The following is a 13,559-nucleotide window of genomic DNA, read 5'->3' as shown; positions in this document are numbered from 1 at the left end:
CGTTAGAAATAGGTATGAAATATATAATTTATGTATTATTGTTTGTGGGGGGATTTGCTTCATGTCAGCAAAAACAGGCGCAGCAACAGGAAATTGCGCCTGCTCCTGAAGCATTCGTGCGTGTGTCCGGACAGGACTTGATTCAGCCGGACGGCAGCAAACTATTTATTAAAGGTACGAATCTGGGTAACTGGTTGAATCCCGAAGGATATATGTTCGGCTTCAATAAAACTAATTCCGGACGTTTCATCAATGAGATGTTTTGTCAGATGGTAGGTCCGGACTTTGTGGCAGAATTTTGGAAACAGTTTAAAGACAACTATATCACCCGCAAGGATGTGGAATTTATCGCTTCTACGGGGGCAAATACCATTCGTCTTCCTTTCCATTATAAACTCTTCACTGATGAGGACTATATGGGGCTGACAGGGGGGCAGGACGGATTTGCCCGTGTGGACAGTGTCGTGAACTGGTGTCGTGATAATAATCTTTACCTGATTCTGGATATGCACGATGCTCCGGGCGGACAGACAGGTGATAATATTGATGACAGTTACGGTTATCCCTGGCTGTTTGAAAGCGAGGTAAGTCAACAGTTGTTCTGTGATATTTGGAAGGAGATTGCCGATTATTATAAGAATGAGCCTGTAATATTGGGATATGAGTTAATCAACGAGCCTATCGCTCCCTATTTTGAAAATATGGAAGAACTGAACGCAAAGCTGGAACCTCTGCACAAGCGTGCGTTGAAAGCTATTCGTGAGGTGGATAACAATCATATTGTCCTGATCGGAGGAGCACAGTGGAATGGTAACTTCAAGCCGTTCAAGGATGCTGCTTATGACGATAAACTGATGTACACTTGCCATCGTTACGGAGGTGATCCTACAAAGGAAGCTATCCGGACTCTTATCAATTTCCGTGACAGTGTGAACCTGCCGATGTATATGGGTGAAATCGGTCACAATACTGATGAATGGCAGGCGGCTTTTTGTAAGGTGATGGAAGAAAACAACATCGGGTACACTTTCTGGCCGTATAAAAAGATAGATGGCTCTTCGTTTATGGGTATCAAGGTGCCGGAAGGTTGGGAGCAAGTAGTTGCTTTCTCGGAAGCACCTCGCGCTACTTACAAAGAGATACGGGATGCACGCCCTGATCAGGAGGTGGCAAAGAAAGCGATGTCGGCGTTTATAGAGAATAGTAAATGTGAAAATTGTATGCCGCAAACGGGTTATATCCGTTCGCTGGGCTTGTGGGTTAATAAATAAAAAATGGATGACCATGAAAAGTATGATTATTTCGGGCATGTTGGCCCTATTGTTGGGTAGTGCGGTTCAGGCACAAACGATTCCCGTTTATTTGGATAATACAAAACCTGTAGAGGAAAGAATAGAAGATGCGCTCAACCGTATGACTTTGGAAGAGAAAGTGGCGATGACACATGCCCAGTCCAAGTTTTGCTCACCGGGTGTGGCACGTTTGGGAATTCCCGAATTCTGGATGACAGACGGTCCTCATGGTATTCGTCCCGAAGTGCTTTGGGATGAGTGGGAACAGGCCGGATGGTCTAATGATTCTTGTGTGGCTTTTCCTGCACTGACTTGTCTGGCGGCAACATGGAACCCCGAAATGTCTATGCTTTATGGAAAGAGTATCGGTGAAGAGGCGCGTTATCGTAATAAGTCCGTGTTGTTAGGTCCCGGAGTGAATATTTACCGTACTCCGCTGAACGGGCGTAATTTCGAATATATGGGTGAAGACCCTTATCTGGCCGGACAAATGGTAGTTCCTTATATACAGGGTGTACAACAGAATGGCGTTGCCGCTTGCGTAAAACACTATGCGCTGAATAATCAGGAAGTGAACCGCCATACCACCAATGTTATTGTGGATGACCGTGCTTTGTATGAAATTTATCTGCCTGCTTTCAAGGCTGCTGTCCGGCAGGGGAAGGCTTGGGCCATCATGGGATCTTACAACTTGTATAAAGGTCAGCACGGTTGTCATAACCAATATTTGCTGAATGATATCCTGAAAGGTGAATGGGGATTTGACGGAGTAGTTGTTTCCGACTGGGGAGGTACCCACGACACGGAAGAAGCTATTCATAATGGCTTGGATATGGAGTTCGGTAGTTGGACAAACGGACTTTCCAATGGGGCAAGCAATGCTTATGATAACTACTATCTGGCACATCCGTATCTTACATTGATAAAGGAAGGCAAAGTAGGAACAAAAGAGTTGGATGATAAAGTGAGGCGCATTCTTCGTCTGGCTTATCGTACAACAATGGATAGGGAACGTCCTTGGGGTGCTTTGTGCTCGGAAGCTCATTTTGCTGCCGCCCGTCATATCGGTGAGGAGGGTATTGTGTTGCTGCAGAACAATAACAATGTATTGCCTATTGATTTGGATAAGGTGAAAAAGATTGCTGTGATTGGTGAGAATGCTGTGAAGATGATGACAGTGGGCGGTGGTAGTTCTTCACTGAAAGTGAAACATGAGCTTTCTCCGTTGGATGGGATCAGAACTAGATTCGGAAATAGGGCGGAAGTTGTTTATGCCCGTGGATATGTGGGTGATCCTACAGGTGAGTATAACGGTGTGAAGTCTGGTCAGGACTTGAAAGACGACCGTTTGCCGGAAGAACTTATTGCTGAAGCTGTGGAAGTTGCCAAAGAGGCTGATTATGTGATCTTTGTCGGTGGGTTGAACAAGAGTGCGCATCAGGATTGCGAGGATGCAGACCGCAAGGAACTCGGTTTGCCTTATGGACAAGACGAGGTGATAAAAGCTTTGGCACAGGCTAACAAAAATCTGGTTGTCGTCAATATCTCGGGTAATGCAGTATCTATGCCGTGGATCAAGGATGTTCCGGCTGTGCTTCAGGCATGGTATTTAGGTTCGGAAGCCGGCAGTGCGATAGCGGCAATTTTGGCAGGTGATGTGAACCCGTCGGGGAAATTGCCGTTTACTTTCCCTGCTGCTCTGGAGGATGTAGGTGCTCATAAATTAGGCGATTATCCGGGTGTTCTTAGAGCGGATGGCAGTAATATTGTGGATGAGAAATATAATGAAGGAATTTTCGTAGGCTATCGTTGGGCGGATAAACAGAAAACAAAACCTTTGTTTCCTTTCGGACATGGTTTGAGTTATACTACTTTTAAATATGGAAAGGCTGTAGCTGATAAGAAGGTAATGGGAGCGGATGAAACGCTTACTATTACTGTACCGGTAACAAATACAGGTAGTCGTGAGGGTAGCGAAGTAGTACAATTGTATATCAGTGACTTGAAATCATCTTTGCCTCGTCCTGTAAAGGAGCTGAAAGGATTCAGTAAAGTGAGGCTGGCTCCGGGTGAGACAAAGGAGATTACTTTTACTGTCAATGAAGATGCTTTGAAATTCTTTGATGACACCCGTCATCAGTGGGTGTCAGAGGCGGGTAAGTTCGAGGCAGTCATAGCATCTTCCGCTACAGATGTCAAGTCCAGAGTTCCTTTTGAGCTAAAATAGAGTTGTAATTCTTGTTTCTTTATGGTTCTTCGTCAAGTTTCGTGTTGGCAAATCTCATTGAAAGACCGATGTGTAAGGGTCTTTAGCCTAAATTAAGTAACACGGAATTTGACTAAGAACCTTATTTCTCCTTTGCCAACGTAAATACAAATTCCAATCCGCCACCCTGATTGTTTTTGGCGGAGATGTTGCCGCCGTGGATGATGACGGCGTTCTTCACGATAGCCAGTCCCAACCCTGTTCCGCCCAGTTTGCGTGAGCGGCCTTTGTCTACCCGGTAGAAGCGTTCGAAGAGGCGGTTCAGATGTTCGGGAGATACTCCTATACCTGTGTCGGCAAAGCTGAAATAGTAGAATTTCTCATCTTCGCGGAAACAGTTGATATTTATTTGAATATTGGTTCCGGCGTATGCAATGGCATTGTCCATCAGGTTGCGGAAGATGGAATAGAGCAGTGAGTAATTACCTTTGATTTGTATGCTCTTTTTCAGGGAGTTGATTACTGTTATATGCTTTTCGTCCAGTTCCAGTGACACTTCATTGATAATGTTTCCTACCAGTACACTGATGTCCACCCGTTCCATATCGATCATGTTGGCGGCTTCATCCATGCGGGTGAGTACGGAGATGTCGCGTAATAGTCGGCTTAACCGGTTGCTTTGTGCATAACAACGTTCGAGGAATACGTTGATCTTCTCACGTGGAATATTTTCATTGCTGACAATGGTTTCCAAATACCCCTGAATACTGCTGACGGGAGTTTTCAACTCGTGGGCGATATTTTGGGTCAGTTGGCGTTTGAGTCTTACTTGCTCTTCTTCCTGGGTGACGTCATTGATGGAGATTTCAAAGCTGGCATCCTGGAAGATGATACATTCTACGATAAATGTCCGTCCGTTCTTGTTGATGGTGACTGACATTCGTTTCTCACCTTTTCCTCTTGAACGTTCTTGCTGGTTCTTGTTGATAAAATGAATAATTTCTTTCAGTTCATTGATGGCAAAGACTTCTTCTGTTGTTTCCAGGTTTGAATCCGAGATCAGGTTACTGTATTGGGTAAAGAGGTTGTTGACTAGAATTTCTTTCTTGTCTTTTGTGAATATACCCAGTCCTTCGTGTGAAATCTGAAGATGGGTAATCAGTTTTTCGCGCTCAATGTAGAGAGCCTCTTTGGTTTCGTGCAGTCGTTTGTAGATTTGAATGATATGTTGGGAGATTTCTCCCAGTTCATTGTGCGGGAAAGCCGATTGCATAGCCATTTCGATAGGCTCGTTCCGGTCGGCGCGCATGGCAAATTCACGGAGCTGGTTGATGGAAGTCCCCAGTTTATTGGTGAATTTGTAGAAGATAACCATTAATAATAAGGTTACGATTACGGTAAACCATAAATAGTGCGGGTCTGCTTGCAGGTTGTTGATGAGGCTGACATTATAAGGCAAAGCCGAGCGCACGATATAATCTTTATAGCGGGTGGCTGAATAGAAATAGGGAAGTCCGGTTGTTTCGGAAGTACGGCGTACGTCATACCCGTTGCCATGCTTTATTGCCTTTTGTACTTCCGGACGGTTCTGATGGTTCTCTATCTGGCTGTTATGGCTCGGATAACTGTCGTAAACCACATTTCCTTCCATATCGATAAGGGTTACGCGTAAATCCTCCAGAATATGGTTGTTGACATATCCATTGATTATTTCACTGTCAATGGCTTGTTCGTCCAACTGTTCGTAGAGTCTGCTGTTGTAATCTTGCAATTTTGTATTCAGCAGTTCTATTTTGTATTCCCGTTCTCGTTGATACTGGTAAGCAATGAAACAAATGGCAAATACCAGAAACAGTGAGATAACCGAAAGGAAAAGCTTCCGGCTGAAAGAAAGAAAATGCTTTTGAGTTACAGGCAGGTTCATAATAACTATTTAATTCGGCATAATTATTTATTCAGCTTCAAAACAGTATCCGTATCCGAGACGGGTGACAATGCATTTGCCGTATACACCAATCTTTTTACGCAGACGGGTGATGTTTACGTCGATGGTACGGTCGAGCACGTACACTTCGTCACTCCAGATGCGGGCCAGGATGTCTTCACGCGAAAATACACGTCCCTTATTCTGTACCAGCAGAAGCAATATCTCAAATTCTTTTTTGGTCAATGGCACTTCTTCATCGTCGATACTTACTTTCTTCTTGGTGATGTCAATGACGAGCGATTGATAAGTAAGACGTTCGGGAGCTCTTTCCGTTTCCGTTGTTGCCGTGCGTCTTAGTACAGCCTTCACACGGGCAATGACCTCACGCAGAGAGAAAGGTTTCGAAATATAATCGTCCGCTCCCAGATTGAATCCGGTCACGGTATCGTTTTCAGTATCTTTTGCCGTGATAAAGATGATAGGCACTTTCGCTGTTTTCTTGTCTTTCTTCAAGATATTCGCCATTTTGAATCCGGAGATTTCTCCCATCATTACATCGAGGAGAATTAAATGATAGCTGCTGATGTCCATCTTCATTGCTTCTTCGGCAGAGTTTGCAGTGTCAACCTCATAGCCTTCGTTTTCAAGATTGAATTTCAGTATCTCACAGAGGTCTTCTTCATCGTCGACAACTAGAATACGGTAATCGTTCATAAGATATATGTATTAATGTGATATGACAAAGTTACGTTTTTATTTTATCCTTTGCAAAGATGGGGAGACTTTGTTACGGGCAGATGAAACAGACGTTACAATCATGTTACATTCCGGGAATCGAGAGGGCTGATATAAAATATAAAAGTTTTTGCTGATTGTAAGAGGAAAAAACGAACGCTATTTGTTATCTTTGTTAGCGAGATACAATAGAAATGTTTGACCATAGAAACTACAAATAATGATAAAAATTGACCTGAAAAGACATCGGCGGGAAATAATAGGCTCTGTTGTGGTGCTGTTAATTCTCCTTGGCGGTATGTCTGTGTTTAAATATACTTCATTCAATTCCGGTTTTGAGATTGTAGACGACTTGGGAGGGAATATATTCCCTTCGGCGATTCTGTCTGTTGCCACCACTGATGCGCAGGTGATTGTTCCGTCAGATTCAACGTATTTGGGGAATCCGAAATCGTGTATTGCTATTCGGGTGAAGTCGAAGGCAGCCTATAGCCGGGTACGGATTGAAGTGGCCGAAACACCTTTTTTCTCCCGTTCGGTGTCGGAATTTGTACTAAACAAGCCCAGAACGGAATATACGATTTATCCTGATATCATCTGGAACTATGAAGCCTTGAAAAATGAGGCGCAGGCAGAACCGGTAAGTGTGGCTATTACTGTTGAGATGAATGGAAAGGATCTGGGGCAACGGGTGCGCACATTCTCTGTGCGTAGTATCAATGAATGTCTGTTGGGGTATGTATCGAATGGAACCAAATTCCATGATACAAGTATTTTCTTTGCTGCCTATGTCAATGAAGAGAATCCGATGATCGACCAGTTGCTTCGCGAGGCATTGAATACCCGTATTGTGAATCGTTTCCTTGGCTATCAGAGCAAAGCTAAAGGGGCGGTGGACAAGCAAGTGTACGCCCTTTGGAACATATTGCAGAAACGCAAATTCCGTTACAGTTCTGTTTCCAACACCAGCCTTTCGAGCAATGTTGTTTTCTCGCAGCGTGTCCGTACGTTTGATGATGCGCTGGAATCTTCACAGATTAATTGTGTGGACGGTAGTGTACTGTTCGCTTCATTGCTCCGTGCCATCAATATCGATCCGATCTTGGTACGTACACCGGGGCATATGTTTGTGGGGTATTATACGGATAATTCACATACGGACAAGAACTTTCTGGAAACAACCATGATTGGTGACGTCGATCTGGATGATTTCTTTCCGGATGAACAGCTGGACTCTACGATGGTAGGCAAATCGCAGAATGAAATGTCATTGCTGACTTTCGAGAAATCAAAGCAATATGCTAATAAAAAGTATAAGGAGAATGAGGAAGGAATCCACTCCGGAAAGTTGAACTATATGTTTCTGGAGATTTCAAAAGATGTGCGTAGGAAAATACAGCCTATAGGGAAATGATGTTTTTCAGGCACGGATTACACGGATTACGCTGTTGCTTTATGTTATCATCTTTCCGAAAACTGTGAAAACCGTGTAATCCGTGCCTGAAATTCGTATTTAATTCGTACTTTTGCCAAGTAATCATTTTAAAGTAAAAGGATGCAAGGCAAGAAATTTATCTCTCCCGGAGCATGGTTTTCTATGAGCTATCCGTCAGACTGGAACGAGTTTGAAGATGGCGAAGGCTCTTTTCTTTTCTATAATCCCGATGTATGGACGGGAAATTTTCGTATATCCGCATTTAAAGGAAAAGCCGGTTATGGTAAAGATGCTATCCGGCAGGAACTGAAAGAGAACGATTCGGCTTCGTTGGTGCAAGTCGGAGCGTGGGAATGTGCGTATAGCAAAGAAATGTTTCAGGAGGAGGGAACTTATTATACTTCCCATTTGTGGATTACAGGTGTTGATGATATAGCTTTCGAATGTTCCTTTACCGTACCTAAAGGCGGAGTTGTGAAGGAGGCGGAAGAAGTGATCGCTACTTTGGAGATACGCAAAGAAGGACAGAAGTATCCTGCTGAACTGATTCCTGTCCGTCTTTCTGAAATCTATTTGATTAATGAAGGGTACGAATGGGTGGTATCTACCGTGAAGCAGGAACTGAAGAAAGATTTTCAGGGAATAGAAGAGGACTTGGAGAAACTTCAGCAAGTGATTGACAGCGGTAAGATAGGTGCGAAGAAAAAAGAGGAATGGCTGGCTATCGGTATTACTGTCTGTGCGATTCTGACGAATGAAGTGGAAGGTATGGAATGGAAGACGTTGATTGACGGTAACCGGGAAGCTCCTGTTGTTCAATATAATGACCGGATCATTGACCCGATGAAAATTGCATGGAGTAAAGTAAAGGCAGGTGAACCTTGCAATGTCATTGAAGAGTATAAATCGGTGATTATTAATCACTAACCAACTAATCATTATTTACGTGGCAGTACCTTATTTACAGATAGATAACCTGACCAAGTCTTTCGGTGACTTGGTTCTTTTTGAAAATATATCTTTGGGCATTGCCGAAGGTCAGCGTGTAGGATTGATCGCAAAGAACGGTAGCGGAAAAACGACCTTACTGAATATCATTGCCGGAAAGGAAGGTTATGATAGCGGTAATATTGTCTTCCGTCGTGACCTTCGGGTGGATTATCTGGAACAAGACCCGCAATATCCCGAAGAACTGACAGTGCTGGAAGCTTGTTTTCATCATGGCAACAGCACAGTGGAGTTGATAAAGGAGTACGAACGTTGTATGGAAACCGAAGGGCATCCGGGACTGGCAGACCTTTTGGTACGTATGGATCAGGAGAAAGCCTGGGAATATGAACAGAAAGCCAAACAAATTCTTTCGCAACTCAAAATCCGTAACTTCGACCAGAAAGTGAAACAACTGTCCGGCGGACAGTTGAAGCGCGTCGCTTTGGCAAACGCCTTGATTACCGAACCGGATTTATTGATTCTCGATGAGCCTACCAATCATCTTGACTTGGACATGACTGAATGGCTGGAAGATTATCTGCGTCGTACCAACCTTAGCCTGCTGATGGTGACGCACGACCGTTATTTCCTAGACCGTGTTTGTTCGGAGATTATCGAAATAGACAATCAGCAAGTTTATCAATATAAGGGAAATTACAGTTATTACCTCGAAAAACGTCAGGAACGTATCGAAGCTAAAAGTGTAGAAATTGAACGGGCTAATAATCTTTATCGTACGGAACTCGACTGGATGCGCCGGATGCCGCAGGCACGCGGACATAAAGCCCGTTATCGGGAAGATGCTTTCTATGAATTGGAAAAGGTGGCGAAGCAACGTTTTAATAACGATAACGTCAAACTGGAAGTAAAAGCATCCTATATCGGCAGCAAGATATTCGAAGCCGACCATTTGTACAAGAGCTTCGGTGACCTGAAGATTCTGGAAGACTTTTCTTATATCTTTGCCCGTTATGAGAAGATGGGAATTGTAGGAAACAACGGAACCGGAAAATCTACTTTCATCAAGATATTAATGGGGCAAGTACAGCCCGATAGCGGTATGGTAGATATTGGCGAAACGGTGCGTTTCGGCTATTACTCGCAGGATGGTCTTCAGTTTGATGAACAAATGAAGGTCATTGATGTAGTGCAGGATATTGCCGAAGTAATTGAATTGGGTAATGGAAAGAAACTGACAGCTTCACAATTCTTGCAGCATTTCTTGTTTACTCCCGAAACGCAGCATAGTTATGTCTATAAGTTGAGTGGGGGAGAGCGCCGTCGTCTTTACTTGTGCACTATCCTGATGCGTAACCCTAACTTCCTCGTGCTGGATGAGCCTACCAACGACCTCGATATTATCACATTGAATGTGCTTGAGGAATATCTTCAGAATTTCAAAGGTTGTGTGATTGTCGTTTCCCACGACCGTTACTTTATGGATAAGGTAGTAGATCACCTGATGGTATTCAACGGACAGGGTGACATCCGAGACTTCCCCGGCAATTATAGTGATTATCGCGACTGGAAGGAGGCGAAAGCGCAAAAGGAGAAAGAAGCAGAGAAGCCGCAGGAAGAAAAGACTGCCCGCGTCCGCCTGAACGACAAGCGGAAAATGAGTTTCAAGGAAAAGCGTGAATTCGAACAACTGGAAAAGGAAATTGCCGACCTGGAAACCGAAAAGGCACAGATTGAAGAACTTCTTTGCAGCGGTACACTCTCCGTTGACGAACTGACCGAGAAATCGAAACGCTTGCCTGAAGTCAATGACTTGATTGATGAAAAGACGATGCGCTGGTTGGAACTCAGCGAAATAGAAGGTTGAACTGTGCCGCTGTATTGGCACACCTGTGCCAATGCGGTGGCATTGCAGTGCCAACATAGTGGCACAGTTGTGCCACTATGTTGGCACAAGTATAGTTCAGCCTATTGCTGTGATGACCTGATGATGATAATAACCCTGATAACGTAACCTTGTATGACAAACCTTACCAATTATCATAGCCACTGCCTTTATTGTGACGGGCGTGCCAATATGGAAGATTTTATCCGTTTTGCTATTAGTGAAGGCTTTACTTCCTATGGCATCTCTTCTCATGCCCCGTTGCCGTTTTCTACCGCATGGACTATGGAATGGGACAGAATGGAAGATTACCTTTCCGAATTTGCCCGTCTCAAAGAAAAGTTTGCAGATAAAATAGAACTTGCTGTCGGTCTTGAGATTGATTACCTGAACGAAGATAGCAATCCCGCTTTCTTCCGATTTCAAGAATTGCCGCTTGATTATCGGATAGGTTCTGTGCATATGCTCTATTCTCCGGAAGGGAAAATCGTGGATATTGATACTCCGGCAGATACTTTCCGTCAATTAGTGGACAAGCATTTTGGCGGTGATTTGGATTATGTAGTCCACCTTTATTATAAGAATCTGCTTCGCATGGTAGAACTGGGAGGATTTGATATTGTCGGTCATGCGGACAAGATGCATTATAATGCTTCTTGCTACCGTCCGGGATTGCTAGATGAACCGTGGTATGATACATTCGTTCGCAGCTATTTCACGGCAATTGCCGAACGTGGATACATTGTTGAAGTCAATACCAAATCTTATTATGAATTAGGAACATTCTATCCCAATGAACGGTATTTTTCTTTCTTGAAAGAGCTGGGTGTCCGGGTACAGGTGAACAGTGATGCACATTATCCGGAGCGGATCAATAATGGGCGTGCCGAAGCATTGGCAGCCTTGAAGAAAGCAGGCTTTGAGACAGTCGTGGAGTGGCATCATGGAAGGTGGGAAGATATGAGAATCGGTTCTGTTTCATTTGTATGAGAAAACGTGCTTTCCGTTGAGCGTCATTAGCTTACTGGGAAAACACGTTCTGGAATCTGTGAGATACTTGAAATTCTCTGTATATATATGTTATTTCAGGTTAGCTCCTTTTCCGGCAAGTTCAGGGATTGGTGTGAAGTTTCCACTATCAAATCCTCCGGGAATTGCAAACGGGTTCTTTGAATAACGGGTGATAATACCATTTGTTTCCCCTTCTTGGTTTACTTTGGTTGAGGCATTCGTTTTCCATCCATAGGTATTCCATTTCCATTTATTGGTCAGGTCGGGATTCAGTCCGTAAACAATGTTGTCAGCTATTGATATGGATGGCATGGGGTCGATGTTTGCGATGATATAGAAGCTTGAACCACTATTGCTGAATCCATCCGTCACATTATCGTCAGAATAACCAATGTTGTTTTTTATACTTACATTTTCTACATTAGTCATAACCAAATAGGCGGCAGCAAGGGAATTACTGCTGTTACCGGCATAATTGATAATCGTATTGTTGGAGAAAGAAATGTTTTTGGTAGTTCCTTTGGCATTGGAAGTATAGATACTTCCTTGCAGCAGAGTTCCTTTCTTGTACCAGATATTGTTTTCTATAGAGACATTAGTGACATCTGTGGTTATCAATGAACCAATGTTGAATATTGAACTTTTATCCGGAAATTTACTCATGTCGATATAGTTGTTTTTAAAGTATAGGCTGTTGATACCACCCAATGGTGCGTTAGTACCTGTCAGTGCGAGAATTGATTTGGCCGGTGCGTTGATGTTGCAGTCTCCGATCCAGACATTATGGGCGTTGCCTGTACTGCTGTAGTTGCCCATAGACAAGTTTTCTATAGTGACATTCTTGAATACGATGGAACTGTTTTGTTGTAAACGTATGCCACCGGTACCGCTAAAATTAAGATTCGGTTTTTCTGTTGCCGACTTACTGATGAATACCACCTTTTTACCATTCATAGCTTGATCTCCATCCATGGTAATATTAAGAATGTGCTCTCCCGATAAGAAATAAATCGTTGGTTGAGACGGGGCGAGTATTGTTTTTTCCAGTGTCTGGTCCGTTTCGCTCAAATCTATTTCTTGTGATACAGGGAAATTCGTACTGTTAATTTCAATAGCACCGGCTCCGTCTCCGATAGTGAAGAGAGTTTCTCCTTTCTGATAGATACTTAGATAGTCAATAGCCGGTTCAACCGGTTCTTCGGCAATAACTTCCACCTGCAACTTCAGGATTGTGCTGAATTTACCGGAATTAGCCAGAATTGAAATATCCGTGCTGTTAGATGCCGTGGCACGTGTCAATGTTGTCAAAGCTTCGGGTGCGGTTACGGTTAAGATAGCTTCATTGTCAAGAGGTTCGGATAATGTTGCATTCCAGCCGGCAGGACACGCCATTAATGCAATGTCATCTACACCGTTCAGCAATATTTTAAAGTTCTTACTTTCTTTAGAAGTGAATTTTTGAATTCCTGTCACTGACTCCTCAAATGTACATGAGAATGAACCAACGATGGGTACCGTTATTTCCGTATCATCTTTCAAGATCAGGTGGAACGATTTCCCGTCATCACTGATATTGACTGATTTAAAGAAACCCGTGTCTGTTGTTCCCTCTGCTTTTACCGGATGACCGTTGGAGTCTTCAACCGGCTTAAATTGTTCGCTGGTTTTATAACGTATTTCCCAATACCCTGTTTCTTCGTTGATACGGAATTCCGGAGTAAGTCCGTCTTCGCCTGTTGCTTTTACCGGACTGTTGCCAACGAGTATGCGTTCAGGTGTTTCATTTCCATAACGTACGGTCCAATAACCTTCGCTGTCAATTCCCACCATGGGATAGATTGTTTCCTCCATCTTCTGAACAACTCTCAATATTTTACCATTGCTAAGAGTGATGGTATAGGCACCGTTTTCTTCATTCACCGTGGTAATGGTAGCCCCATTTCTATAAAGCTCTTGGAGAGCCGTAATATTTCCGTTCAGATTATTGGCCTGAATTTCCAATTTGGTCAGACGTTTTTGTAAATCGTGTACTTCATCCCAAAGATCATCAGTCTTGTTGCATCCTGCGAACACTACGGTCAGCATGATTAGAAGATTCCATAATTTCTTCATAATAATTC

Annotated in this window: 9 protein-coding genes; 6 read left to right on the top strand and 3 right to left on the bottom strand. The window is 43.4% G+C overall.

Annotated elements, in window-relative coordinates:
- Nucleotides 1-14: 14 nt before the first annotated feature.
- Both AB3G73_RS08385 and AB3G73_RS08380 read left to right on the top strand, forming a co-directional pair.
- The gene (locus AB3G73_RS08385) at nucleotides 15-1,271 is read left to right on the top strand and encodes a glycoside hydrolase family 5 protein (protein ID WP_298044834.1); all 1,257 of its coding nucleotides are present in this window, start codon (nucleotides 15-17) and stop codon (nucleotides 1,269-1,271) included.
- A 13-nt stretch (nucleotides 1,272-1,284) separates the two neighbouring features.
- Complete coding sequence (locus tag AB3G73_RS08380) at nucleotides 1,285-3,519, top strand: glycoside hydrolase family 3 C-terminal domain-containing protein (protein ID WP_367744502.1); 2,235 nt, start codon at nucleotides 1,285-1,287, stop codon at nucleotides 3,517-3,519.
- 121 nt (nucleotides 3,520-3,640) lie between these two features.
- Here the strand turns inward: AB3G73_RS08380 and AB3G73_RS08375 are convergent, their stop codons facing one another.
- Together AB3G73_RS08375 and AB3G73_RS08370 are read right to left on the bottom strand one after the other, a co-directional pair.
- Complete coding sequence (locus AB3G73_RS08375) at nucleotides 3,641-5,422, bottom strand: cell wall metabolism sensor histidine kinase WalK (protein WP_195649448.1); 1,782 nt, start codon at nucleotides 5,420-5,422, stop codon at nucleotides 3,641-3,643.
- A 27-nt stretch (nucleotides 5,423-5,449) separates the two neighbouring features.
- Entirely contained in the window at nucleotides 5,450-6,139 is a 690-nt protein-coding gene (locus tag AB3G73_RS08370) for a response regulator transcription factor (protein ID WP_148364856.1), read from the bottom strand.
- Nucleotides 6,140-6,380: 241 nt separating this feature from the next.
- Between AB3G73_RS08370 and AB3G73_RS08365 the strand changes: the two genes are divergently transcribed.
- From AB3G73_RS08365 to AB3G73_RS08350, 4 genes are all read left to right on the top strand, one after another.
- Nucleotides 6,381-7,574 carry a hypothetical protein gene (locus tag AB3G73_RS08365; RefSeq protein WP_367744496.1) on the top strand — a complete coding sequence of 398 codons (1,194 nt, stop codon included), beginning with the start codon at nucleotides 6,381-6,383 and terminating at the stop codon, nucleotides 7,572-7,574.
- Nucleotides 7,575-7,715: 141 nt separating this feature from the next.
- On the top strand, nucleotides 7,716-8,522 hold the full coding sequence (locus AB3G73_RS08360) for a DUF3805 domain-containing protein (RefSeq protein WP_148364858.1): 807 nt from the start codon (nucleotides 7,716-7,718) through the stop codon (nucleotides 8,520-8,522).
- Nucleotides 8,523-8,541: 19 nt separating this feature from the next.
- Nucleotides 8,542-10,410 (top strand): ABC-F family ATP-binding cassette domain-containing protein, encoded by a 1,869-nt coding sequence (locus tag AB3G73_RS08355; RefSeq protein ID WP_148364859.1) that lies wholly within the window; start codon nucleotides 8,542-8,544, stop codon nucleotides 10,408-10,410.
- Between the two features lie 153 nt (nucleotides 10,411-10,563).
- Entirely contained in the window at nucleotides 10,564-11,418 is an 855-nt protein-coding gene (locus AB3G73_RS08350; RefSeq protein ID WP_148364860.1) for a histidinol-phosphatase, read from the top strand.
- A gap of 90 nt (nucleotides 11,419-11,508) precedes the next feature.
- Here the strand turns inward: AB3G73_RS08350 and AB3G73_RS08345 are convergent, their stop codons facing one another.
- A complete protein-coding gene (locus AB3G73_RS08345) occupies nucleotides 11,509-13,551 on the bottom strand; it encodes a PL29 family lyase N-terminal domain-containing protein (RefSeq protein WP_195649449.1) in 2,043 nt (680 codons plus the stop codon).
- Nucleotides 13,552-13,559: the final 8 nt, after the last annotated feature.

Source organism: Bacteroides sp. L008 (assembly GCF_040812255.1).
In the GTDB taxonomy this organism is placed as follows: Bacteria; Bacteroidota; Bacteroidia; order Bacteroidales; family Bacteroidaceae; genus Bacteroides; species Bacteroides vicugnae.
The sequence above is the reverse complement of the archived record's forward strand: the minus strand, read 5'-3'. Positions and strand labels throughout refer to the sequence as shown.

Excerpts from the sequence above, each read along its gene's own strand:
- AB3G73_RS08385 (WP_298044834.1), top strand. The coding sequence starts at position 15 with ATGAAATATATAATTTATGTATTATTGTTTGTGGGGGGATTTGCTTCA.
- AB3G73_RS08380 (WP_367744502.1), top strand. The coding sequence starts at position 1,285 with ATGAAAAGTATGATTATTTCGGGCATGTTGGCCCTATTGTTGGGTAGT.
- AB3G73_RS08375 (WP_195649448.1), bottom strand. The coding sequence starts at position 5,422 with ATGAACCTGCCTGTAACTCAAAAGCATTTTCTTTCTTTCAGCCGGAAG.
- AB3G73_RS08370 (WP_148364856.1), bottom strand. The coding sequence starts at position 6,139 with ATGAACGATTACCGTATTCTAGTTGTCGACGATGAAGAAGACCTCTGT.
- AB3G73_RS08365 (WP_367744496.1), top strand. The coding sequence starts at position 6,381 with ATGATAAAAATTGACCTGAAAAGACATCGGCGGGAAATAATAGGCTCT.
- AB3G73_RS08360 (WP_148364858.1), top strand. The coding sequence starts at position 7,716 with ATGCAAGGCAAGAAATTTATCTCTCCCGGAGCATGGTTTTCTATGAGC.
- AB3G73_RS08350 (WP_148364860.1), top strand. The coding sequence starts at position 10,564 with ATGACAAACCTTACCAATTATCATAGCCACTGCCTTTATTGTGACGGG.
- AB3G73_RS08345 (WP_195649449.1), bottom strand. The coding sequence starts at position 13,551 with ATGAAGAAATTATGGAATCTTCTAATCATGCTGACCGTAGTGTTCGCA.